The following is a 22,905-nucleotide window of genomic DNA, read 5'->3' on the forward strand; positions in this document are numbered from 1 at the left end:
GCTTACGTAAGCCCCACGGGTTCTAACCGTTTGATGTTGCTGGACCGATCGCCGCTCGGTTGAATTCGACAGCGGGGAAGGCTATGCCCTGCGCCACGAGCGGCCCAGGCGGACCATCGGCCGATCGCTCGGGCGGCGGGACCGTGACGGTCGCGCCCGTCGGTCCATCTAACCGCCTCCCCGCCGTCCGGAGCCTCGCCGCGCTCGAAACCGACATCCCCCGAGCCGACCGACCCCGGACCTCGCCGCTCCGCCGTTTTTCCTCAACCGAGACGATCCGATGAACATCCACGAATATCAGGCCAAGCAGGTCCTCAAGGGCTTCGGCGCGCCGGTCGCCGAGGGCGTCGCGATCACGAGCGCAGACCAGGCCGAGGCCGCCGCGCGCCAGCTTCCCGGTCCCCTCTACGTGGTGAAGTCGCAGATCCACGCCGGCGGACGCGGCAAGGGCAAGTTCAAGGAACTCGGCGAGGGCGCCGAGGGCGGCGTGCGCCTCGCCCGCTCGGTCGAGGAGGTCGTCTCCAACGCCCGCGAGATGCTGGGCCACACGCTCGTCACCGCGCAGACCGGCGAGGCGGGCAAGCAGGTGAACCGCCTCTACATCGAGGACGGCGCCGACATCGCCCGCGAGCTCTACTGCTCGCTCCTCGTCGACCGCTCTGTCGGGCGCGTGGCCTTCGTCGTCTCTACCGAAGGCGGCATGGACATCGAGGCGGTGGCCCACGACACGCCCGAGAAGATCATCACGGTCGCGATCGACCCTGCCGCCGGCGTCACGCAGGCCGACGTCGCCAAGATCGTGGAAGCCTACAAGCTGGACGGCGCCGCCGCCGAGGACGCCAAGTCGCTCTTCCCCGCGCTCTACAAGGCCTTCACCGAGAAGGACATGGCGCTCCTCGAGGTGAACCCGCTGATCGTCATGACCGACGGCCACCTGCGTGTTCTCGACGCCAAGGTCTCGTTCGACGGCAACGCCCTGTTCCGCCACGACGACATGAAGGCGCTGCGCGACGAGACGGAAGAGGACGCCAAGGAGATCGAGGCCTCGAAGTGGGACCTCGCCTATGTCGCCCTCGACGGCAACATCGGCTGCATGGTGAACGGCGCGGGCCTTGCCATGGCGACGATGGACATCATCAAGCTCTACGGCAAGGAGCCGGCGAACTTCTGCGACGTCGGCGGCGGCGCATCGAAGGAAAAGGTCGCGGCGGCCTTCAAGATCATCACGGCCGACCCGAAGGTCCAGGGCATCCTGGTCAACATCTTCGGCGGCATCATGAAGTGCGACGTGATCGCGGAAGGCGTGGTCGCCGCCGTGAAGGAAGTCGGCCTGAAGGTGCCGCTGGTGGTGCGCCTCGAAGGCACGAACGTCGAGCTCGGCAAGAAGATCCTCAACGAGAGCGGGCTGGCCATTACGGCGGCCGACGACCTCGACGACGCCGCCCAGAAGATCGTGGCCGCGATCGGCTGATCCCCGGCGATCAGCTGATCCCTCCGCGCGCCGCCCTTCACCTCCTCTTCCAGGTTTCACTCATCCCATGTCCATCCTCGTCGACAAGAACACCAAGGTTATCGTCCAGGGCCTGACCGGCAAGACCGGCTCGTTCCACACGAACCAGGCCAACGCGTACCACCCCGGCACGATGGTGGCCGGCATCCATCCCAAGAAGGGCGGCGAGAGCTGGCAGGGCGAGGGTGGCGAGACGCTGCCGATCTTCGCGACCGTCGCCGAGGCCAAGGAGCGGACCGGCGCCAACGCCTCCGTGATCTACGTGCCCCCGGCGGGTGCGGCGGATGCCATCATCGAGGCGATCGACGCCGAGATCCCCTTCATCACCTGCATCACGGAAGGCATCCCGGTGCTCGACATGGTGCGCGTGAAGGGGCGCCTCGAAAAGTCGAAGTCGCGTCTGCTCGGCCCCAACTGCCCCGGCATCATGACGCCGGACGAGTGCAAGATCGGCATCATGCCGGGCTCGATCTTCCGCAAGGGCAATGTCGGCATCGTGTCGCGCTCGGGCACCCTGACCTATGAGGCCGTGTTCCAGACCACCAACGAGGGCCTTGGCCAGACGACGGCGGTCGGCATCGGCGGCGATCCGGTGAAGGGCACCGAGTTCATCGACGTCCTGGAGATGTTCCTGGCCGACGACGCCACCCAGTCGATCATCATGATCGGCGAGATCGGCGGCGCGGCGGAGGAGGATGCCGCGCAGTTCCTGATCGACGAGGCGAAGCGCGGTCGCAAGAAGCCCATGGCCGGCTTCATCGCGGGCCGCACGGCGCCCAAGGGCCGCACCATGGGCCACGCGGGCGCCGTGGTCTCGGGCGGCAAGGGCGACGCCGAGTCCAAGATCGCGGCCATGGAGGCGGCGGGCATCCGCGTGTCGCCGTCCCCGGCGCGCCTCGGCAAGACGCTGGTCGAGGTCCTCAAGGGCTGACGATACCGGGGCGGCGCTCGCAAACGGGCGCCGCCGTCGCTATCTCGCCACGAAACCATGCCCTTGCCCTGCAGCGCCGCCCGCCCGCGTCGCAGGCTTCCCGCAAGGGGAGGGTGATCAAGGGGCGGGCGAAGGCGTCTCCTCGCGGGGCGCAGGTGTTGGAGTGAACGACGGACGGCTCCTCGGGGTCCTTCGTCATCTCGAAGATTCTTCAGGGAGACGGCGCCCCCACGAAGGCGTCGCGACGGAACCCATGGCACGCAATCCGGCGAACGAGACCTTCGCTCAGACCTCCTTCCTCTACGGCGGCAACGCCGACTACATCGACGAGCTGGCCGCCGCCTACGAGCGCGACCCCGGTTCCGTCAACGAGGAGTGGCGCGGCTTCTTCCAGTCGCTGGGCGAGGACAGGACGACGGTCGAGCGGAACGCCGACGGCCCGTCCTGGTCGCGCCGCAACTGGCCGATCCAGGCGAACGGCGAGCTGGTCTCGGCGCTGGACGGCAACTGGGGCGAGGCCGAGATCCGGGTCGAGAAGAAAATCCGCGACAAGGCCGCCGCCGCCCCCGCGAACGGCAAGGCGCCGCCGAGCGAGGCCGACATCCTTCAGGCGACGCGCGACTCGGTGCGCGCGCTCATGCTGATCCGCGCCTATCGCGTGCGCGGCCATCTTCACGCCAAGCTCGACCCCCTGGGCATCGCCAAGCCCGAGGAGGACTACAACGAGCTCTCCCCCGAGAACTACGGCTTCACGCCCGCCGACTACGATCGTCCGATCTTCCTCGACAAGGTGCTCGGCCGCGAGTTCGGCACGATCCGCCAGATCGTCGAGATCCTCGAGCGCACCTATTGCGGCACGCTCGGCGTCGAGTTCATGCACATCTCGAACCCCGTCGAGAAGCAGTGGATCCAGGAGCGCATCGAGGGCGAGGGCAAGGGCGCCGACTTCACCGAGCAGGGCAAGCGCGCCATCCTCAACAAGCTGATCGAGGCCGAGGGCTTCGAGAAGTTCATCGACGTCAAGTACAAGGGCACCAAGCGCTTCGGCCTCGACGGCGGCGAGTCGCTCATCCCGGCGCTCGAGCAGATCATCAAGCGCGGCGGCCAGCTCGGCCTGCAGGAGATCGTTCTCGGCATGGCCCATCGCGGCCGCCTGAACGTCCTGTCCCAGGTCATGGGCAAGCCGCACCGCGCCATCTTCCACGAGTTCAAGGGCGGCTCCTACAAGCCCGAGGACGTCGACGGCTCGGGCGACGTGAAGTACCACCTCGGCGCCTCGGCGGACCGCGAGTTCGACGGCAACAACGTCCACCTGTCGCTGACCGCCAACCCCTCGCATCTCGAGATCGTCAACCCGGTCGTGATGGGCAAGGCGCGCGCCAAGCAGGACCAGATCGGCGGCGGGCGCACGCGCACCGAGCCGGTCGCGATCGAGGACCGCAATCGCGTCCTGCCGCTGCTGATCCACGGCGACGCGGCGTTCGCCGGCCAGGGCGTGGTGGCGGAGTGCTTCGGCCTGTCGGGCCTCAAGGGCCACCGCGTCGGTGGCACGCTGCACTTCATCATCAACAACCAGATCGGCTTCACCACCAACCCGCGCTTCTCGCGCTCCTCGCCCTATCCGTCGGACGTGGCGAAGATGGTGGAGGCGCCGATCTTCCACGTGAACGGCGACGACCCCGAGGCCGTCACCTTCGCGGCCAAGATCGCCATCGAGTACCGCCAGACCTTCCACAAGCCGGTCGTGGTGGACATGTTCTGCTACCGCCGCTTCGGCCATAACGAGGGCGACGAGCCGGGCTTCACGCAGCCCCTCATGTACCGCAAGATCCGCGAGCAGAAGACGACGCTCGAGATCTACGCGGCCAAGCTCGTGGAAGGCGGCGTGCTCGCGCAGGGCGACGTCGACGCGCGGCGCGCCGAGTGGCGCGAGACACTCGACGCCGAGTACGAGGCCGGGCAGAGCTACCAGCCCAACAAGGCCGACTGGCTGGACGGCGCGTGGTCGGGCCTGCGCCGGGCCGACGACGAGGACGAGCAGCGCCGCGGGGCGACGGGCGTGCCGCTGAAGACGCTGCGCGAGCTCGGTCAGAAGCTGACCGAGGTGCCGCAGGGCTTCGAGGTCCACAAGACCATCGGCCGCTTCCTCGACAACCGCTCCAAGGCGATCGAAAGCGGCGAGAACATCGACTGGGCGACCGGCGAGGCGCTGGCCTTCGGCTCGCTTCTGACGGAAGGCACGCCGATCCGCCTGTCGGGCCAGGATTCCGAGCGCGGCACGTTCAGCCAACGTCATTCGGTGCTCTACGACCAGCAGACCGAGAACCGCTACATCCCGCTCCAGAACCTCGCCAAGGGCCAGGCGACCTACGAGGTCATCAATTCGATGCTCTCGGAGGAAGCCGTCCTCGGCTTCGAGTACGGCTACACGCTGGCCGAGCCCAACGCGCTGACGCTCTGGGAAGCGCAGTTCGGCGACTTCGCCAACGGCGCGCAGGTCGTGGTGGACCAGTTCATCTCGTCGGGCGAGGCCAAGTGGCTGCGCATGTCGGGCCTCGTGATGCTGCTTCCGCACGGCTACGAGGGCCAGGGCCCCGAGCACTCCTCGGCGCGCCTCGAGCGCTACCTCCAGTCCTGCGCGCAGGACAACATGCAGGTCGCCAACGTCACGACGCCGGCGAACTACTTCCATATCCTGCGCCGCCAGATGAAGCGCGACTTCCGCAAGCCTCTGATCCTGATGACGCCCAAGTCCTTGCTGCGCCACAAGCGCGCCGTGTCGGACCTCTCCGAGATGGCGGGCGAGACCTCGTTCCACCGTCTCCTGTGGGACGACGCGGAGATGAAGCCGGCCACCGTCACGGTGAAGCTTCGCAAGGACAAGGAAATTCGCCGCGTCGTGCTGTGCACCGGCAAGGTCTATTACGACCTTCTGGAGGAGCGCGAGAAGCGCGGGATCGACGACATCTACCTCCTGCGCGTCGAGCAGCTCTATCCCTTCCCGGCCAAGGCGCTGATCAACGAGCTCGGCCGCTTCGGCCAGGCCGAGATCGTGTGGTGCCAGGAAGAGCCCAAGAACATGGGCGCCTGGAGCTTCATCGAGCCCTACCTCGAGTGGGTGCTCGACCGCATCGGCGGGGAGAAGCGCCGCGCCCGCTACGCGGGACGCCAGGCGGCCGCCTCGCCGGCCGTGGGCACCATGTCGAAGCACCTCTCCCAGCTCGAGGCCTTCCTGGAGGAGGCGCTGGGCGACGGGCAGAAGTCCTAAACGCCCGCGCCCCTCCATCCCGCACCCGACCATCCCGAACGCGAAAGCCGATCCATGAGCACCGAAGTCAAAGTCCCGACGCTGGGCGAGTCCGTCACCGAGGCCACGATCGGCCAGTGGTTCAAGAAGGCCGGCGACACGGTCCAGGCGGACGAGACCATCGCCGAGCTCGAGACCGACAAGGTGACGGTCGAGGTGCCGGCGCCGGCGTCCGGCGTGCTCTCCGAGATCCTCGTCAAGGAAGGCGAGACGGTCGAGGTCGGCGCGCTGATCGCGATGATCGGCGCGGCGGGCGAGGGCGCCGCGCCCAAGGCCGCCGAGCCGGCCAAGACGACGGATGCCCCGAAGGCGGACGCCAAGGCGCCCGCGACGCCGGGACCGGCCTCGGGCGCGACCGAGGGCTACGGCAACGCCTCGCCCGCCCCGTCGGGCTCCGACACCTCGCTGCCCTCGGCCTCGTCGTCCGGCATGAACGGCGGCCAGATGCCCGCCGCCCCTTCCGCGCAGAAGCTCCTCGCCGAGCGCGGGCTGCAGGCCGCGGACGTCGAGGGCTCGGGCAAGCGCGGACAGGTGCTGAAGGGCGACGTCCTCGACGCCATCGCCAAGGGCGTGTCGTCGCCGGCCTCCGCGTCCGCGCCGGCGCCCGCCCAGGCCCGCGCGCCCTCGACCGGCGACGACGCGTCGGGCGAGGAGCGGGTCAAGATGACCCGCCTGCGCCAGACCATCGCCAAGCGCCTCAAGGACGCGCAGAACACGGCGGCCATGCTCACCACCTTCAACGAGGTGGACATGACGGCGGTGATGGCGCTTCGCAACCGCTACAAGGACGTGTTCGAGAAGAAGCACGGCGTGAAGCTCGGCTTCATGGGCTTCTTCACCAAGGCGGTGACGCATGCCCTCAAGGAGATCCCGGCGGTGAACGCCGAGATCGACGGCACCGACATCATCTACAAGAACTACTGCCACGTCGGCATGGCGGTGGGCACCGACAAGGGCCTCGTGGTCCCGGTAATCCGCAACGCCGACGAGCGCTCAATCGCGGGCGTCGAGAAGGAGCTCGGCCGCATGGCCAAGCTCGCGCGCGACGGCCAGCTCGCCATGTCGGACATGCAGGGCGGCACGTTCACGATCACGAACGGCGGCGTCTACGGCTCGCTGATGTCGACGCCGATCCTGAACGCGCCGCAGTCGGGCATCCTGGGCATGCACAAGATCCAGGAGCGGCCGATGGCGATCGGCGGCAAGGTCGAGATCCGGCCGATGATGTACCTCGCGCTCAGCTACGATCACCGCATCGTGGACGGCAAGGAGGCCGTGACCTTCCTCGTGCGCGTCAAGGAGAGCCTCGAGGATCCCGAGCGCCTGGTGCTCGACCTCTAAGGAAGCCGACAGGGGCGGGTCCGCCCGCCCCTCCTGTTCCCGCGATCGCCGGAAGAAGGATCTCCACCGATGAGCGATCGCGGCGTCCTGATCGTCACCGGCGGCTCGCGCGGCATCGGCGCGGCCACCGCCCGCCTTGCGGGCCAGGCGGGCTACGCGGTTCTCGTGAACTACGCCGAGAACGCGGCCGCCGCCGAGGCCGTGGCGGATGCCATCCGCATCCATGGCGGCAGGGCCGAGACGGCGCGCGGCGACGTCGGATTGGAAGCCGGCATCGCCGCGATCTTCGAGGCCGCCGACCGGATGGGGCGCCTCGCCGTCCTCGTCAACAACGCGGGCGTCGTCGACCAGCCCGCCCGCGTCGCCGACATGAGCTGGGCGCGGCTCGATCGCATGTTCCGCATCAACACGCTGGGATCGATCGCCTGTGCCCGCGAGGCGGTGCGCCGCATGTCCACCGCGCGCGGCGGCCTGGGCGGGGCGATCGTCAACGTGTCGTCGGCCGCCGCCAAGCTCGGCTCGCCCGACCAGTATGTCGACTACGCCAGCGCCAAGGGCGCGATCGACACGTTCACTGTCGGCCTCGCCAAGGAGGTCGCGGCCGAGGGCGTGCGCGTCTGCGCCGTGCGGCCCGGCATCATCGACACCGAGATCCACGCCTCCGGTGGTCTGCCGGACCGGGTGCGCGACATGACGCCGGCGCTCCCGATGCGCCGACCCGGTACCGCCGAGGAGGTGGCGCGCGCCATCCTGTGGCTCGCCTCCGACGAGGCCGGCTATTCCACCGGCGCCATTCTCGACGTGTCCGGCGCGCGGGCGGTGCTGCCGTGAGGGCCGCCGTCCTTCTGGTTCCGACCTTGCTGGGAACAAGCGTCGCGCAGGCGGCCGAGCCCGCGCCCTATCTCGACGACCGCTCGACGCCGGAAGCCGTGCTGCGCTCCTTGTACAATGCCGTCGACCGCCACGAGATCGTCCGGGCCTGGAGCTACTTCCGCGACACGCCCGAGCGCCCCTCCTTCGACAGCTTCCGGCGCGGCTACGAGAAGACCGCCGCCGTGCGCGTCGCGATCGGCGCCCCGGCGGCGGAAGGGGGCATGAGCCAGATCCACTGGCGCGTTCCGGTCGCGATCGAGGCGAGCGACGAGACGGGCGCGCGCACCGTCTTTTCCGGCTGCTACACGCTGCACCAGACGCAGCCCGAGGTGCAGGCCGAGCCGCCCTTCCAGCCGATCGAGATCCTGGGCGGCGAGCTTCGGCCCAGCGACCGACCCTTCGAGACCGCGACGGGTGCCTGCCCCGCCGTGGGTTCGCCGTGATCCCGATGGTTTCCTTCCGGCGCGGCCGAGCCAGATGGTGCGGACCCGTCCCCGCACACGGAGCCTCCTGATGGCCAGCCTGCCCCACGAACTTGTCGTCCTCGTTCTCGCCCTCGTCCTGTTCTTCGTGCAGCTCGGCCTTCAGGGCATGCTGGCGACGCGCGAGCTCGGCTCAGCCTGGAATGCCGGCCCGCGCGACGGCGACCGCAAACCCGCCGGCGTCCATGCCGGCCGCGCCCAGCGCGCCCTCGACAACTTCAAGGAAACCTTCCCGGTCTTCCTGGCGCTGGCCCTTGCGCTGGTCACGACCGACCGCGACGGCGGTCTCGGCAGCGTCGGCGCCTGGATCTGGCTTCTCGCCCGCATCGCCTACGTGCCGCTCTATCTCGCCGGCATTCCCTATATCCGCAGCCTCGTCTGGCTAGGCTCGATCGTGGGCCTCGGCCTGATGGGCCTGCGGCTTCTTCTTCTCGTCTAGACCATCAACCATCAGAAGCGTTCTCCCGATGTCCGAAACCGCCTCCTCCTTCGATCTCGTCGTCATCGGCTCCGGCCCGGGCGGCTACGTCTGCGCCATCAAGGCCGCCCAGCTCGGCTTGCGTGTCGCCGTGGTCGAGAAGCGCTCGACCTTCGGGGGCACCTGCCTCAACATCGGCTGCATCCCCTCCAAGGCGCTGCTCCACGCCTCGGAGATGTATGCCGAGGCGAACCATTCCTTCGCCGAACTCGGCATCAAGGTCGCGCCCGAGCTCGACCTGCCGACCATGCTCGGCCACAAGGACAAGACCGTGAAGGCGAACGTCGACGGCGTCGCCTTCCTGTTCCGCAAGAACAAGATCACGCCGGTCACCGGTACGGGCCGCATCGTGCGGGCCGGCGAGGTCGAGGTGACGGCCGAGGATGGCGCGAAGCAGACGCTCCGGACGAAGTCGATCGTGATCGCGACCGGCTCGGCGGTCGCCGGCATTCCCGGCCTCGACGTGCCCCTCGCCGAGACGACGATCGTCTCCTCCGACAATGCCATCGCCCTTCAGAAGGTGCCGGCGACCATGGTCGTGGTGGGCGGCGGCGTGATCGGGCTGGAGCTCGGCTCGGTCTGGTCGCGGCTCGGAGCCCGCGTCACGGTGGTCGAGTATCTCGACAAGATCCTCGGACCCATGGACGGCGAGGTGTCCTCGCAGTTCCAGAAGATCCTGGTCAAGCAGGGCTTCCACTTCAAGCTCGGCGCCAAGGTGACGGCGATCGCGAAGACCGGCTCGGGCGCCTCGGTCACGTTCGAGCCGGCCAAGGGCGGCGCGCCCGAGACGCTGGAGGCCGAGGTCGTTCTGGTGGCGACGGGCCGCAAGCCCTTCACGGCCGGTCTCGGGCTGGAGGAGGCGGGCGTCGCGCTGGACCGCGCGGGCCGCGTCGAGATCGACGCGCACTACCGCACCAACGTCGAGGGCATCTATGCGATCGGCGACGTGGTGAAGGGTCCGATGCTCGCCCACAAGGCCGAGGACGAGGGCATCGCGCTGGCCGAGCAGCTCGCGGGCCAGGCGGGCCACGTGAACTACGGCGTCATCCCCTCGGTGGTCTACACCTCGCCGGAGGTCGCCTCCGTCGGCCACACCGAGGAGGAGCTGAAGAGCAAGGGCGTCGAGTACCGCGTCGGCAAGTTCCCCTTCACCGCCAACGGTCGCGGCCGTGCCATGTTGCACACCGACGGCTTCGTGAAGTTCCTCGCCGACGCCAAGACCGACCGCGTGCTCGGCGTCCACATCGTCGGCCACAGCGCGGGCGACATGATCGCCGAGGCCTCGGTGCTGATGGAGTTCGGCGGCTCGTCCGAGGATCTGGCGCGCACGTGCCACGCCCACCCGACACTCTCGGAAGCCGTGCGCGAGGCGGCCTTCGCGGCGTTCGCAAAGCCGATCCACGTCTGAGGTCGGCGAACCGGTTTCACGTGAAACAGCCAGCCTGCGGCGGGCATCGCCCCTTGCAGGCTGGCGCAAGCCTCACCATATACGGTGCAGGCCAAGCGATGGAGGCGGTCGAAAGACAAAGCCGCCGCTGGCTGGAAGATGGGTTTTCGGGCGCCTGGCCCGACCACGGATGTACTGGCGACGCCACAGAGGTCGCCCGAAAGCCCGCGCTTCCCGAACGAGAACCGCCACGAGACCTCTCGCGGCGGTTTTTTCGTATCCGGCGTTCGCTCGCGGTGGCGCGAGTGTGCCGGCGGTTCCGCGATCCTTCAGTGCGCCCAGAACTCCGGCGTCAGCGCGACGCGCGCGACCTCGCGCTTCTCGGCGTCGAGAACGCGGGCATGGTCGCCCCAGTCGGGCGTGAAGCCGCCCTCGGCAAGAACCGGGCGCACCGCCTCGACGGCCTGGGCGACGCTGGCCGCGTTCACCGCGTCGTGGAAGGGGCCGGGCCTGAACTCGTCACCGCTGACCGTGCCGGTCTCGATCCTGTATCGCGACATGCTGTTTCTCTCCTCCCGTTGCAGAGAAGGGGAGACTGCGCCCAAGCGCGGCGCTTGTGAAGCGCCCCGAGGCGGTCAGTTGAGCCGGCCGGCCCGGCAGCGCGCGAGCGCCTGGCGGCCGTCCGCCTCCGCGCGCTGGCGCTGGATGGCGTTCACGCCGAAACCGTCGGAATCGTCGGTGTAGTTCTCGTAGGAGTTGCGATAGGTCTGGTCCGCGTAGTTCTCGCACGTCCGCGTCACGGGCTTTCGGTAGAAGGACGGCGCAAGGCCGGCCTCGGGCACGAAGGGACGGTCGGCAGCGGCCGTGCAGCCGGTCAGGAGACCGGCGAGGAGAAGGGGTGTCAGGCGGCGCATGGGGTGGGCTCCGAAACCGGACGGGCGGCGGAAATTCCGCAAGGCGCGTCCCTCGCCGTGGAACGCCGCGCCGCTGCCGGTGTTCCGGAGCCCGATGCGACAGATTGGTGGCCGGCTCGTCCTACTGGAGATCTGTGTTGGCGGAGCGGTCGTGGATCGTCGCCGCGCCCGTCAGGCTTCCCGCCTCTTCCGAGAGGTCGAGAAGCCGGTTGGCCAGATCCTCCATCCGCTCGCTCTCGGCCTCCATCGAAACGCCACGGGCTCGCGCAGCCGTCACCAGGGCACCCAGCGCCGCGACCGCGAAGGCCATCTCGTCGAGAAGGTGGCGGGCCGCCTCACCCTGGCTGACCTTTTTCGACTGCGCACGCGTCATTGCAAAACTCTCGGGTAATCGGGCCGGCATGCTTCATAACGACGAGTTGGTTCGGGAGGATGGTCATAAGCGGTCCTCAACTCTTATGGATAAGGCGACCGCGGGACCGGCCGCATACGAGGCGCGGTTCCGACGCCATCCCGCGCTCCACGAGGCCGTCGACCGCTATACCGGCGCGATTCTTGAGGTGCGCGAAGGGGTCGCCTACGCCTTCAAGCTCCTGTCCAAGGAGGAGCGTTACCGCGCCTTCATGATCTTCGCCCTCATGTCGGCGATGGACGAGGACCGCGAGGGCCTGCCCAACAGCCTTTACTCGGGCTACTGCGAGGCGGCGGCGGGCATCTCGAAGCGTACCGCGCAGACCATGCTGCAACTCCTCGTCCATTACGGCTTCGCGCAGATGCGGATCGACCCGGCCGACCGGCGCAGCCGGCTCTACCGGGCCGAGCCCAAGATCGTGCAGTTCCTGAGCGACTGGATCGAGGCTTCTCTCAAGGCCCTGCGGCTGCTCGACGTCCCGGCCGCGCACGAGGCGACGCCGCGCCAGCTGATGCCCGCGCTCACCGTTTCGGGCAGCGACGCCTACGCCCAGGACGGCTACGTCTTCTTTCCCGACCCGGACTTCCGTCACCTCTTCGCCGAGATCGAGGGCGGGAGCCTCGTGGTGATGGCCGTGATGGCGAAGGCGCGGGAGGGCGGTCCGGGGCCGACGCGGGGCGAGCTCGCCCGGCGCTTCCACATGAGCCGGGCGCAGGTGACGCGCATCGTGGCGGTGGGCCGCGAGAGCGGGCTCTTCGGCTCCGACGAGGCGGGAACTCCCACCGTCACCCCTCGGCTCGAGGAGACCTATCTCGACTGCATCCTGAAGGCCTTGAGCTTTCTCGCCTTCCACTACGAGAACGGCTTGCGGCTGGGCGGCGGTCCGAAGAAACTGCCGGGCGAGGACGACGGCTGAGAGCGGGCCCCTGGCCGTCGCGGGGCTGGCGCCGGCGCGGCGGGCGGCGGCCCTCGGGCGATCCGCCCTTATTTCGCCGCGCTTCGGGCGACTGTCGCGCGGAACGCCCGGCCGCTCGGCCCGTATCGCGAAACGCCACCAGGAAGGAGGCCGGTCCGCCTATGCGCCCCCCGATCCGCCCCGCCGCCGCGCTCGCGGCGCTCGCGCTTCTTCTGTCCGGCTCGCCCGCCTCGGCCCACATCCTGCAGGACGCCGGGGGGTTCGGCAGCGGGCTCGCCCATCCGCTCACCGGCCCCGACCACTTCCTCGCCATGTTCGCGGTGGGCCTTTGGGGCGCGCAGATCGGCGGGCGGTCGGTCTGGACGCTGCCCGCCACCTTTCCGCTCGTGATGGCGGCGGCCGCGCTGGCCGGGATGGCCGGCCTGCCGCTCGGCCATGTCGAAACCGGCATCGCGCTCTCGATCCTGGCGCTCGGCCTCCTGATCGCCCTGCGCCTGCCGCTGCCCGAGGCGCTCGCGCTCCTGGTGGTCGGGACCTTCGCGATCTTCCACGGCTACGCGCACGGGGTCGAGCTGCCGCTCAGCGCCGATCCCGCGCTCTACGCGGTGGGCTTCGTGCTGGCGACCGGGGCGATCCATCTCGTCGGGATCGCGGTCGGGCTCCTGATCGGGCGGCCCTTCGGCGGGCGTCTCGCCCAAGGGCTGGGCGGCGCGATCGCGCTGGCCGGCGTCGGCTTCCTTGTGGTGGCCTGAGGGTGAGCCGCGCGGCGCCCGGGCTGCGCTCGGCCCGCGCGCCGCTGGGCGCGGGCATCGCGCTCGTGCTTCTGGGCACGGGGCTGTGGAGCCTTTCGACGGGGGCCGGCGTCAACTGGGGCCTGCTCGCGGGCCGGCTGGCGGGCGAGATGCTCCTGCCGGTGCTCGGCCTCGGCTTCGCGACGGGACTGCGGGGCGGGTCGGTCGCGCCGGTCGGCCTCGCGCTCGCGGTCGGCGCGGGGCTCGGCACGCTCGCCCGCGCGCCGTTCCTCGCCGCCATGGCGCTCCTGCCCAACGCCTCGACCCATGCCTTCCTGACCGGGCCGCTGGCGGGACTGTGCGTCGGCCTCGCGCTGTTTGCGCAAGGAACGCGCCTCGCCGCGCCGCTTCTGGCGCTCGCCGCGCTGGCGACCGGGGCGATGGGCGCGATCGCGGTGCGGCTTCTCGATCCGAGCTTCCACGATCCCCTCGTGCCGGTTCTCGCCGGCCTCGCGCTTCTGGCGCTGGGCTGCGCGGCCTGCGCGCTGGCGCGCGCCCTGCCGCCCGGTGCGCGGCGCCTGGCCGCCCGCATCCTCGGCGCCTGGGTCCTGGCGGTCGCGCTTCTCTACGGCGGGGCGACGCTCGCCTTTCGCGGGCGGGCGGTCCTGCCGAGCGCGGCGGGGCGCATGGGCCCGGCCGAGTCCACCCCGTTTCCCGAGTTCTGACGTGGCTCTCCAGCGACACACGCGCCTCCTCGCCGCCGCCCTCGCGCTCGCCCTTCCGGCCTGCCCCGCCGAGGCCCATCCCGACATCTCGATGGAGTGCCGCGTCCTGTTCAACATGGACGGGGGCAAGCTCACCGGCTTCGGCGAGGCGTGGACCTTCGACGAAGCCTTCAGCGCGCAGCTCGTCTTCGACTACGACGAGAACCACGACGGCCGCTTCGACGAGCGCGAGGCCAAGGCGATGGAGACCGAGGTTCTCGGCCGTCTGGCGGAGATCCACTACTACACGTACCTGACGGTCGGCGGCACGGAGCGCGAGACGCTCCAGCCCTTCGGCTTCCGGGCGAGCCTCGACAACGGCGCGGTGACCTTCGCCTTCGGCTTCCGCTTCCCCGAGCCGATCGACCCGATCGCGACCAAGGTCGCGGTGGAGCTGAAGGACCCCGACTTCGCGGTCTATGCCGCCTTGACGCAGGACCAGCCGGCGGTGCTGCGCGGCGACACGGAGGGGCGCTGCGCGGCCACCGTGCGCGACGACGCCGAGCATCCCTATTTCGACGGCACGATCATCCCCCAGGAGATCAGCCTGACCTGCCGGCCGGCGCCCTACCGCTAGAGGCTGTTATGAACCGGGAACAGGGGTTGTATCGGGTCAGCCAGGGGATAGCCGCGAGGAGGATCGAGCGGCCCGGACTGGCGGTCCGGGCCGCTCGGGCCGACAGGGCGGATGCCCTTGGCTCACCCGACCCTTCGGGCCGTCCGCCCCGAACCGCCGGAGGGCGCCGCCGGGCTGGGCCGTAGCCCCGCTGCGACCTGCCCCCGGCTCCTACCCGGCGGATCGGGTCGGACGGTACAAACCCTGTTCCCGGTTCATAACAGCCTCTCGCGCTCAAGTTTCCGGCGTCACCTGCCAGCCGGCGCGGCGCAGCGATTCCACGACGCCCTCGCGGCCCGGCAGGTGGAGCGCGCCCACCGCCACGAAGCGGCCCCCCTTCTCAAGGAGCGGCTGCAGGCGCTCGCTCATCAGCCGGTTGCGCGCCGTGATGACGCGCTCCTCGAAGGCCTGCGTGACTTGGAGTGCGCTCGCCTCGTCGGTGCCGTTCGGCGCCATCGCCTCGATCACCGGACCGATCAGCGCGATGCGGCCCTGGAGGTAGAGGTCGGTCATGGTCTCCAGGACGGCGGGCAGTCGGTCCAGCGTTTCCACCGTCGCCACGAGATTGGTGGCCTGCGCCTCCAGCGGCAGCGAGGCCAGCGCTGCCATCTGCTCGGCCGCGGTCTCCAGGCCCTCCACGGGCTTGCCCGCCGCCTTGGCGCGCGCCGCGAGATCGACGTCGAGCACCTTGGCCCCGTCCCGCAGCCGCTCGGCCTCGCACGGGGTGAGCACCAGCGCGGTCGCCAGGAACCAGGGCTGCAGCGTTTCCACCGAGGCCGGCGGCATGGCGCGGGCCGACAGGGCCAGCCGGACACGGTCGAGCTCGCGCGGCGGCAGGAGGTCGGCGAGCTTGCGGCCGGCGGGCAGCGTCGTGAGGTCGGGCCGCAGGAGGAGGGCCTGGCCGGTCGCGGCCGGATCGAGGATGTCGGTGGTCTCGATCACCAGCGCCGACGCGCCGGCGAGCGCCCGGTCGGCGGCGGGCGGGAGCTGGAGAAGGCGCGGGTCGGACAGGTGCATCGTTCCCAGGAGGAACGAGGGGGCGAGGCCGGGCCGCTCGATCCGGTAGAAGCGGCCCTCGCCGTTGGGCTCGGCCGCCGCCTCGCGCTCAAGCGCCGCCAGCCGGCCCTCGGCCCGAAGCATCGGCACCGCGCTCTCGGCCGGACGGCACTCTCCCGGCGGCGCCTCCTGCGCGGGGGCCGCATAGACGCCGAACAGGAGAAGCCCGCACAGGGCGAGCGGCAGCGCCTGCGCGGCCCCCAGCGCGAGGCGGGCGAGACGGCGCGGCCGGAAGGGTATCGGCGTCATGCGGCGGGGCTCCGGTGGGGACGGGCGGCGGGAGCCCGGACGGCGAAGGCGAGGTGGCGAGCCTCGCACGGGCGTGCCCACCAAAGGCTGAACGAGATCCATCGGCTTTTCACGAACCGCGCGCGGCGCGGCGCGCGCGGGGATGGGCGCTGTCGTAGACGCCGACAAGCCGCGCCGCATCCACCGCCGTGTAGCCCTGCGTCGTCGAGAGCGAGGCGTGGCCGAGAAGGTCCTGGATCGCGCGCAGGTCGCCGCCGCGCGCCAGGAGATGCGTCGCGAAGGAATGGCGCAGCGCGTGCGGCGTCGCCGAGTCCGGCAGGCCGAGAAGCCCGCGCAGGCGCTGCATCTCGCCCTGCACGATCTGGGGCCGCAGCGGGCCGCCCCGCGCGCCGCGAAACAAGGGCTCCTCGGGAGAAAGCGCGAAGGGCACGAGGCGGCGATATTCCGCCGCCGCCTCCAGAACCGCCGGCAGCAGCGGCACGAGCCGTTCCTTGCGCCCCTTGCCGAGAATGCGCATCGAGCGCGCCTGCGGGTCGGCCAGCGCATCGCCCGGCAGCGCCAGCGCCTCGCCGATGCGAAGCCCGCAGCCGTAGAGAAGCGTCAGCACCGCCGTGTTGCGCGCTGCGATCCAAGGCTCGGACGCCATGGCGCCCGCTTCTTCCGTCACGAGCCGGGCATCGGGCACGCTCAAGGGGCGGGGCAGGGTCTTGGGAACCTTGGGCGCGCGCATCGCGCCCGGCCCCGCCGCGGAGGCCAAGCCCTCGCGCTCCAGGTGCCGCACGAAGGAGCGCACGCCCGACAGGTTGCGGTTGAGCGAGCGCGCGCCCGCGCCCTCGCGGCGCCGCTCCGCCAGAAAGGCGCGCAGGTCCGCCGGCCTGAGGTCGGCCATGTCGTCGGTCTCGGCCGGGCGGCCGTGGTAGCGCGCGAGGAACTGGAGGAACTGGCGCAGGTCCCGCTCGTAGGCCTCCACGGTCTTGGGCCCGAGCGCCCGCTCGCCGCCCAGCCGCTCCAGCCATGCCGCCTTCAGGGCCAGAAGCCGGGGCGTCGCGAAGACGAGAAGCGGGGCGGGGGCGTCGGACATGGAAGGCGAACCGGCTGGAAGGGCGGACCGGCCCATCCTAAGCCCCGCTTCGCGGCAAAGTTTTAACGGCGCGCACCGCGCTGGACCCGGCGCCCGCGCCTGCCATCTATGGGCGCGCTGCTCTCGGGCGATCGGATCGCGCGACAGGCGTTCCGACGCAACCCCTTGCGCTGCACCGCGTTGCCCGAACCCGGCCGCTCGGCCGAACAGACACGAAGGGATGCCTCATCATGAAACGTCACGCGACCGCCATCTGGAACGGAGCCCTCGGCGACGGCAAGGGAACCGTCACCACCCAGTCCGGCGCGCTCGACGCGCACGGCTACTCCTTCAAGTCGCGCTTCGAGGACGAGTCCGGCCGCTCGGGCACCAACCCGGAGGAACTGCTCGCCGCCGCCCATGCCGGCTGCTTCGCCATGCAGCTCTCCCACTTCCTCGCCGAGAACGGCACCCCCGCCGACGAGCTCAAGGCCCGCGCCGTGGTCTCCGTCGAGCAGGCCGGCGGCGGCTTCGAGGTGAAGTCCAGCGCCATCACCCTGGAAGGCAAGGTGCCCGGCATCGACGACGCCAAGTTCCAGGAACTCGCCACCAAGGCTAAGGAAGGCTGCCCCATCTCGAAGGCGCTCGGCGCCATCCAGGTCTCGCTCGACGCCAAGCTGGTCTGAGCGGGCACTGGGGGTCGAGGCGGGGGCTTCGCCCCTCGACCCCACCAGGGGAAATGATTTCCCCTGGACCCCTCGTCATTTGAAGAGTGTTCCCAGCCGGGACGGGCCAACGACCCGCCTCGGCTGGGAAAAGACCGTTCAAACGAAAAGAAGGGTCCGGGAATTCCTTCCCGGACGGGGCCCCGGGGCGGTAGCCCCGCCATGACCCGAGCCCCGCCTCAGGCCGGCCGGCGCTTGCGGCCGTAGATTTCGAGGCGGTGGGAGACGATGTCGTAGCCGAGTTCGCGGGCGATCTCGGTCTGGAGGGCTTCGATGCGTTCGGAGCTGAACTCGACGACCTCGCCGGACTCGATGTCGATCAGGTGGTCGTGGTGGTCGCCGTCGGCGGTCTCGAAGCGCGAGGGGCCGTCGCCGAAGGCGTGGCGGTGGATGGCGCCCATTTCCTCGAGAAGCCGCATGGTGCGGTAGACGGTGGACAGCGAGATGGCGGGATCGACGGCGCTGGCGCGGCGGAATATCTCGAGCGCGTCGGGGTGGCCGGGCTGGGCGGCGAGGATGCCGAGAATGGTGCGGCGCGGGCGCGTGATGCGCACGCCGCTCTCGCGCAGGAGCGTCTCGTAGTCGGGCTTGTCGTGCGGCGGGGGGGCGGGCCTCGTCATCCGCCCTGTCTATCAAATTTCGGCCCGCCGCCTAGGGGCTGCTCCCCGGCGAAAAAGGGGCAGCCGAGAGGGATGCGACCCCGGTTCAGCCCTGGCGCAGGACCTGCAACGTGTTCTTGACGACCTCGCTCTGGAGGGCGGGCTGCTTGTCGATATTGAAGTGGCCGACGTCGCGGTATCCCGCGAAGTCGCGGTTCTCGAGGCGGCCGCGGAAGCGCGGCCCGGGAACCAGCGGCCGTCCCCAGCCGCCTTCCGAGAAGTAGAAGTTGACGACGCGGTCGATGTTGCCGGGCAAGGGGTCGGGCGCGGTGGCGGCGAAGCTTGCGAGGTAGCGCACGTCGACGCGTTCGTGCTCCAGGACCTCGGCCACCGAGATCACGGCGTTGGCGCCGAGCGAGTGGCCGATCAGGACGACCGGACCGTCCTCGCCCGCCGCATGGCGCTCCAGGATCGTGTCGGCCACCGAATGCCAGCCGAGATGGCTGCCGATGTGGCTGCGGATGCCCGAGGCGCGCAACGCCTCGTCGATCTGGTCGATGCCGGTGGAGAAGACGCCCGCGAACCCGCGAAGGAGGTAGACCGAGGGAGGCTGGGCCGTCCGGGGGGGCGCCTTGGCCGCCGAGGCCGGGCCGGCGGCGAGCGTCGGGCCGGCGAGGCCCGAGAGGGCCAGGCCGAGGCCGAGGGTCAGGAACGAGCGGCGGGTCGGGCCGGCCGGCGCCTCGTTTGCGGAATCGATCATCTCACCAGACCTTGGGGACGACGCGGCCCGTGCGCCGGGCATAGGCATCGTAGGCCCCGTTGAACGCCTCACGCATCATGCGCTCCTCGGGGCCGACCCTCGTCCAGTAGAGGAGGGCGACGCCGACGAGTCCGCTCAGGCCCGCGACGCCGTTCTGCACGAGGCAGGCCTGCGCGAGGGCCCAGAGCCAGAAGGAGGAGTACATGGGATGGCGGACGTAGCGGTAAAGCCCGTCCGTCACGAGCGTGTGCTCGCGGCGGATCTCGAGCGAGACCGACCAGTTCTTCCCGAGCGCCCGGTGGCTGGCGGTGAAGAGGGCAAGGAACGCGACGGCGACCGCCGCGCCGATCCAGGCGAGCCAGGGCTGGAAGGGGTAGTCCGCGAAGCGGAAGAGGCCGGTCGCCGCATGGAGGCCGGGGATCACCGCGAGGCCGACGGTCGCCGCGCCGAGCGCCAGGCGGTCCGGAAGGGTCCGGGCGTCGCGCGAGACGCCGATGCGTCGCGCGCGACGCTGGTAGGGCAGGCGGATCACGACCCAGGCGACGAGGCAGGCGACCCAGATGACGGTGGACAGGGCCGGCGTCATGGGGCGAGCGCCGGCACGGACGGGCTGCCGACCAGCGCGCGCTCGGTCCGCTCCACGAGCGGGACCGGCCCGCAGACGATCTGGAAGAAGTCGTACCAGTAGGGCTTCGTGTTGGCGAAAACGTACTGGTAGTGGACCCGGAACAGGCGGCGGCGGATGCGCCGGTAGGTGTCGGCCTGGAGCATGGATCGGATCTTGATGGTTCGCACGATGGGGAAGGGTTCCGTCCGGTTCGACCCGAGGCCCATCTCGGCGACGGGATCGGTCTTGTAGAAGTTGATGACGTCGGTGAGGCACTGGATCTCGACCCAGGCGAGGCGCCGGTCCTCGATGAGGCGGCGGACGCGCTCGCGAAAGCGCCGTGCGGCAGGATGGTAGCCCGCCTTGAGCGCCGTCGAGCCGAGCGTCAGCACCACGACGTTCTCCGGCCCCTGGGGCGATTTCCCCGCCAGCTCGCTGTAGAGCGCGGCCACCTCCAGCATGATCATGCCGCCGGTGCTGTGGCCGACGAGAAGGACCTCGTCGTAGCGCTCGGCGGCGACCCGGTCGCGGATCACCCCGGAAAAGCGCCGCATCAGTGCCTCCGCCTCGGGCCGTTGCCCGCGCATGTGCTCGCGCGAGAAGCTCCAGAGATCCATGAGATGGGCGATCGACCAGCGTCGGCCGGCCAGATCCAGCGCGAGCGCGAAGACGAGAAGGCCGGGCGCAAGGCCAAATAAACCCAGCCAGCGCGAGGCGACGGCCGCAGCGAGGCCTCCCAGAAGCGCGCAGGCCGCGATCACCGCGAACGGGTAGAGGAAGTAGAGGCCGAAGCGCCAGGCGTGCGCGAAGAAGCGTCCGGCCGTGCCGCTCGCCACGAAGTCGGCGAAGGCCACGAGGTAGCGCCAGAGCCGGAGGGGGAGCGGGCGCGCGAAGTCGGCGAGCACGATGCCGTCGAGCGAGAAGAAGGTGAAGTCGGTGCGCGTTTCCCAGCTTCCGTCCGCCGGGGTGGTGCGGATGGCGAGCGTGCCCGCCTCGCGCAGCGCGTCGCCGTCCACGCGTTCGGTGGTGGAGGCGAGGTTCCAGAGCTTGTCGGAGCGGCTGAGTTCGCGTTGAAATCGCTCGAAAAAGGCATCGGGTGTCTTGGGATCGTACCCTCCGATGAAGAATACGGCCCGCTTCCGAACGGTTTCAGCCATGCCCGACGTTTAGTGGCAGAGCGGTGCGGTGTCGAGCGTCGCGGACGCGGCCACGGTGCCTCGTTGCCTGCCGCATGGCGTGCGGTGGCTTGGCGGCGGCGGGCTGGGGCGGCGTTCGAGCGTCGGGCTGGATCGGGCGGATCGGGTTGGGACGCGCGACGGGCTTCGAGTGTTTCCCTCGGGTATCGGGAGCCACCGCATTGCCGCGCTCGCGAACGGTTTGTTGCAAACCATTCGCATTTGCATTGACCTTCGCCCGGCACCGACCTAGCTTGCGTTCAGCCCCTCCTGCCGGACCGACCCCATGCCGCCGCCTTCCGAAGCCGCCGCCCTCGATCCGCCCGTGCGCCAGCCGGACGGTTTCCATTCCGCGCGAGAGGAGGGCTCGCTCACCGCCTCCTACCGCACCGTGCCGATCCGCGAGGGTGGAACCTTCTGGCGGCGCTTCCTCGCCTTTCTCGGGCCGGGCTATCTGGTGGCGGTGGGGTACATGGACCCGGGCAACTGGGCGACCTCGCTCGCGGGCGGCTCGCAGTTCGGCTACACGCTGCTGTTCGCGGTTCTCCTTTCCTCGCTGATGGCGATCGTTCTCCAGGCGCTCTGCGCGCGGCTCGCCATCGCCACGGGGCGCGACCTCGCGCAGGCCTGCCGCGACACCTACTCGCGCCCGACCTCGTTCGCGCTCTGGCTCCTGGCCGAGCTCGCCATCGTCGCGACGGACCTGGCGGAGGTGATCGGCACCGCGATCGCGCTGAAGCTCCTGTTCGGCCTGCCGCTCGAATGGGGGGTTCTCGTCACCGCGCTCGACGTCTTCGTGATCCTGTGGCTCCAGTCGCGCGGCTTCCGGCGCCTGGAAGCCTTCGTCGCAACCATGATCCTGGTGATCGCGCTGTGCTTCGTCGGCCAGCTTCTCCTGGCGCAGCCCTCGATCGCGGCGATCGCGTCGGGCTTCCTGCCGTCGGTCAGCATCGTGACCGACCAGCAGCAACTCTACCTCGCTCTCGGCATCCTCGGCGCGACGGTGATGCCGCACAACCTCTACCTCCACACCGGCATCGTGCAGACGCGAGCCTATCGCGAGGACCTCGAAGGGCGGCGCGAGGCGATCCGCTTCGCCACGCTGGACTCGACCCTGGCGCTCGGCTTCGCGCTTCTGGTCAACGCCTCGATCCTCATTCTGGCGGCGGCGAGCTTCCATGCGACCGGCCATGGGGCGGTGGGGGATCTCGAGGAGGCACATGCCCTTCTCGCCCCGCTCCTCGGGGCCACGATCGCGCCGGTCCTCTTCGCGGTGGCCCTTCTCGCCTCCGGCCTCTCCTCGACCGTGACCGCGACGCTGGCGGGACAGATCGTCATGGAGGGCTTCCTGCGCCTGAGGATCTCCCCCGTGGTCCGGCGTCTCGTCACGCGGGCCCTCGCCATCCTGCCGGCGGCCGCGATCATCCTTCTCTACGGGGAGACGAGCGCCAACGCGCTCCTCGTCTTCAGCCAGGTCGTCCTGTCGCTGCAACTGCCGTTCGCCGTGGTGCCGCTCGTGCGCATGTCGGCGGACCGGTCCAAGGTGGGGGCGTTCCGTGCCCCGATCTGGCTGCTCGCGCTCGCCGTCCTGATCGCCGTCCTGATCGTCGCCCTGAACGCCAAGCTCGTGCTCGACTTCTCGCTCGGGGCGCTCGGATAAGGGATACGACGCGCACCGGCGGCGAACGGCGCGACAGTTGAATGACGCCGCACGTCCTAGCTAAGCCGTTCATGCGAAAGGGGAATCGAAACAAAGCGAAGTTTTTTGGATTTTCATGCTTGACCCTGGAAGCGGGCGCCGCCTATAAGCCGCCCATCGAGACGGCGCTGCGGCGCCGGAGCGGCGGACCGGAGCGAAACGCACCGGACGCGGTTCGGACGAAGGGCTCCGAAGCACCCGGGATGGATGTCCACGGTGGTTCGAGCGGCCTTGGGAGTTCCTCTCAGCGGATCGTTTTCGGTCTGACAGTTTCGCGGTGGGATGGCAACGTTCCGCGCAGCGCCGATGTGTC

At 70.1% G+C, this 22,905-nt stretch carries 24 protein-coding genes; 15 read left to right on the top strand and 9 right to left on the bottom strand.

What is annotated here, in order from left to right; translation table 11 throughout:
- The first annotated feature begins 280 nt into the window (after window positions 1-280).
- The 8 genes from sucC to lpdA all read left to right on the top strand — a co-directional run bounded on the left by sucC (window position 281) and on the right by lpdA (window position 10,330).
- Window positions 281-1,471 carry an ADP-forming succinate--CoA ligase subunit beta gene (sucC, locus tag AUL35_RS12845; protein ID WP_062015359.1) on the top strand — a complete coding sequence of 397 codons (1,191 nt, stop codon included), beginning with the start codon at window positions 281-283 and terminating at the stop codon, window positions 1,469-1,471.
- Between the two features lie 67 nt (window positions 1,472-1,538).
- Complete coding sequence (sucD, locus tag AUL35_RS12850) at window positions 1,539-2,441, top strand: succinate--CoA ligase subunit alpha (protein WP_062015361.1); 903 nt, start codon at window positions 1,539-1,541, stop codon at window positions 2,439-2,441.
- Window positions 2,442-2,694: 253 nt separating this feature from the next.
- Entirely contained in the window at window positions 2,695-5,709 is a 3,015-nt protein-coding gene (locus AUL35_RS12855) for a 2-oxoglutarate dehydrogenase E1 component (protein ID WP_062015363.1), read from the top strand.
- Window positions 5,710-5,763: 54 nt separating this feature from the next.
- Window positions 5,764-7,089, top strand: a complete 1,326-nt coding sequence (odhB, locus tag AUL35_RS12860; RefSeq protein ID WP_062015365.1) for a 2-oxoglutarate dehydrogenase complex dihydrolipoyllysine-residue succinyltransferase — start codon at window positions 5,764-5,766, stop codon at window positions 7,087-7,089.
- A gap of 69 nt (window positions 7,090-7,158) precedes the next feature.
- Entirely contained in the window at window positions 7,159-7,920 is a 762-nt protein-coding gene (locus tag AUL35_RS12865; RefSeq protein WP_062015366.1) for an SDR family oxidoreductase, read from the top strand.
- Entirely contained in the window at window positions 7,917-8,405 is a 489-nt protein-coding gene (locus AUL35_RS12870; protein WP_062015368.1) for a hypothetical protein, read from the top strand. Before AUL35_RS12865 ends, AUL35_RS12870 begins: the two co-directional genes overlap by 4 nt.
- Before the next feature lie 70 nt (window positions 8,406-8,475).
- Window positions 8,476-8,883 (top strand): MAPEG family protein, encoded by a 408-nt coding sequence (locus AUL35_RS12875; RefSeq protein WP_082666309.1) that lies wholly within the window; start codon window positions 8,476-8,478, stop codon window positions 8,881-8,883.
- Window positions 8,884-8,911: 28 nt separating this feature from the next.
- Window positions 8,912-10,330: a dihydrolipoyl dehydrogenase gene (gene lpdA, locus AUL35_RS12880; RefSeq protein ID WP_062015372.1), complete on the top strand. Its 1,419-nt coding sequence runs from the start codon at window positions 8,912-8,914 to the stop codon at window positions 10,328-10,330.
- Window positions 10,331-10,638: 308 nt separating this feature from the next.
- Here the strand turns inward: lpdA and AUL35_RS12885 are convergent, their stop codons facing one another.
- The 3 genes from AUL35_RS12885 to AUL35_RS12895 all read right to left on the bottom strand — a co-directional run bounded on the left by AUL35_RS12885 (window position 10,639) and on the right by AUL35_RS12895 (window position 11,596).
- Window positions 10,639-10,869 carry a hypothetical protein gene (locus AUL35_RS12885; protein WP_062015374.1) on the bottom strand — a complete coding sequence of 77 codons (231 nt, stop codon included), beginning with the start codon at window positions 10,867-10,869 and terminating at the stop codon, window positions 10,639-10,641.
- 75 nt (window positions 10,870-10,944) lie between these two features.
- Complete coding sequence (locus tag AUL35_RS12890) at window positions 10,945-11,223, bottom strand: hypothetical protein (RefSeq protein WP_062015375.1); 279 nt, start codon at window positions 11,221-11,223, stop codon at window positions 10,945-10,947.
- A gap of 121 nt (window positions 11,224-11,344) precedes the next feature.
- Window positions 11,345-11,596 (bottom strand): hypothetical protein, encoded by a 252-nt coding sequence (locus AUL35_RS12895; RefSeq protein ID WP_062015377.1) that lies wholly within the window; start codon window positions 11,594-11,596, stop codon window positions 11,345-11,347.
- 85 nt (window positions 11,597-11,681) lie between these two features.
- On the opposite strand from AUL35_RS12895, the gene AUL35_RS12900 reads away from it, so the two are divergent.
- The 4 genes from AUL35_RS12900 (at window position 11,682) to AUL35_RS22600 (ending at window position 14,623) form a co-directional block, all read left to right on the top strand.
- Window positions 11,682-12,551 carry a hypothetical protein gene (locus tag AUL35_RS12900; RefSeq protein ID WP_062015379.1) on the top strand — a complete coding sequence of 290 codons (870 nt, stop codon included), beginning with the start codon at window positions 11,682-11,684 and terminating at the stop codon, window positions 12,549-12,551.
- Between the two features lie 161 nt (window positions 12,552-12,712).
- On the top strand, window positions 12,713-13,303 hold the full coding sequence (locus AUL35_RS12905) for a HupE/UreJ family protein (RefSeq protein ID WP_062015381.1): 591 nt from the start codon (window positions 12,713-12,715) through the stop codon (window positions 13,301-13,303).
- A gap of 2 nt (window positions 13,304-13,305) precedes the next feature.
- Window positions 13,306-14,007, top strand: coding sequence for a hypothetical protein (locus AUL35_RS22595; RefSeq protein WP_062015383.1), 702 nt, complete (start codon window positions 13,306-13,308; stop codon window positions 14,005-14,007).
- A 1-nt stretch (window position 14,008) separates the two neighbouring features.
- Window positions 14,009-14,623 (top strand): DUF1007 family protein, encoded by a 615-nt coding sequence (locus tag AUL35_RS22600; protein WP_062015385.1) that lies wholly within the window; start codon window positions 14,009-14,011, stop codon window positions 14,621-14,623.
- A gap of 273 nt (window positions 14,624-14,896) precedes the next feature.
- Here AUL35_RS22600 and AUL35_RS12920 read toward each other — a convergent pair whose 3' ends face one another.
- Window positions 14,897-15,967: a TraB/GumN family protein gene (locus AUL35_RS12920; protein ID WP_062015387.1), complete on the bottom strand. Its 1,071-nt coding sequence runs from the start codon at window positions 15,965-15,967 to the stop codon at window positions 14,897-14,899.
- Window positions 15,968-16,076: 109 nt separating this feature from the next.
- Window positions 16,077-17,048: a tyrosine recombinase XerC gene (locus AUL35_RS12925; RefSeq protein ID WP_062015390.1), complete on the bottom strand. Its 972-nt coding sequence runs from the start codon at window positions 17,046-17,048 to the stop codon at window positions 16,077-16,079.
- A 230-nt stretch (window positions 17,049-17,278) separates the two neighbouring features.
- On the opposite strand from AUL35_RS12925, the gene AUL35_RS12930 reads away from it, so the two are divergent.
- Window positions 17,279-17,713, top strand: coding sequence for an OsmC family protein (locus AUL35_RS12930; protein ID WP_062015392.1), 435 nt, complete (start codon window positions 17,279-17,281; stop codon window positions 17,711-17,713).
- Window positions 17,714-17,931: 218 nt separating this feature from the next.
- On the opposite strand, the gene AUL35_RS12935 is transcribed toward AUL35_RS12930, so the two are convergent.
- The 4 genes from AUL35_RS12935 to AUL35_RS12950 all read right to left on the bottom strand — a co-directional run bounded on the left by AUL35_RS12935 (window position 17,932) and on the right by AUL35_RS12950 (window position 20,875).
- Window positions 17,932-18,372, bottom strand: a complete 441-nt coding sequence (locus tag AUL35_RS12935) for a Fur family transcriptional regulator (RefSeq protein ID WP_062015394.1) — start codon at window positions 18,370-18,372, stop codon at window positions 17,932-17,934.
- 85 nt (window positions 18,373-18,457) lie between these two features.
- Window positions 18,458-19,111 carry a hypothetical protein gene (locus AUL35_RS12940; protein ID WP_062015396.1) on the bottom strand — a complete coding sequence of 218 codons (654 nt, stop codon included), beginning with the start codon at window positions 19,109-19,111 and terminating at the stop codon, window positions 18,458-18,460.
- A gap of 1 nt (window position 19,112) precedes the next feature.
- Window positions 19,113-19,697, bottom strand: a complete 585-nt coding sequence (locus tag AUL35_RS12945; RefSeq protein ID WP_062015398.1) for a protein-S-isoprenylcysteine O-methyltransferase — start codon at window positions 19,695-19,697, stop codon at window positions 19,113-19,115.
- The gene (locus AUL35_RS12950) at window positions 19,694-20,875 is read right to left on the bottom strand and encodes an alpha/beta fold hydrolase (protein WP_062015400.1); all 1,182 of its coding nucleotides are present in this window, start codon (window positions 20,873-20,875) and stop codon (window positions 19,694-19,696) included. Before AUL35_RS12950 ends, AUL35_RS12945 begins: the two co-directional genes overlap by 4 nt.
- Window positions 20,876-21,179: 304 nt before the next feature.
- Between AUL35_RS12950 and AUL35_RS12955 the strand changes: the two genes are divergently transcribed.
- Window positions 21,180-22,553, top strand: coding sequence for an Nramp family divalent metal transporter (locus AUL35_RS12955; RefSeq protein ID WP_062015402.1), 1,374 nt, complete (start codon window positions 21,180-21,182; stop codon window positions 22,551-22,553).
- Between the two features lie 41 nt (window positions 22,554-22,594).
- Window positions 22,595-22,905, top strand: a 311-nt coding sequence (locus tag AUL35_RS22780) for a hypothetical protein (protein ID WP_210168688.1), incomplete at its 3' end; no start/stop codon positions are given.

Origin of the sequence: Aureimonas sp. AU4, from assembly GCF_001463765.1 — a bacterium.
Taxonomy (GTDB): domain Bacteria; phylum Pseudomonadota; class Alphaproteobacteria; order Rhizobiales; family Rhizobiaceae; genus Aureimonas.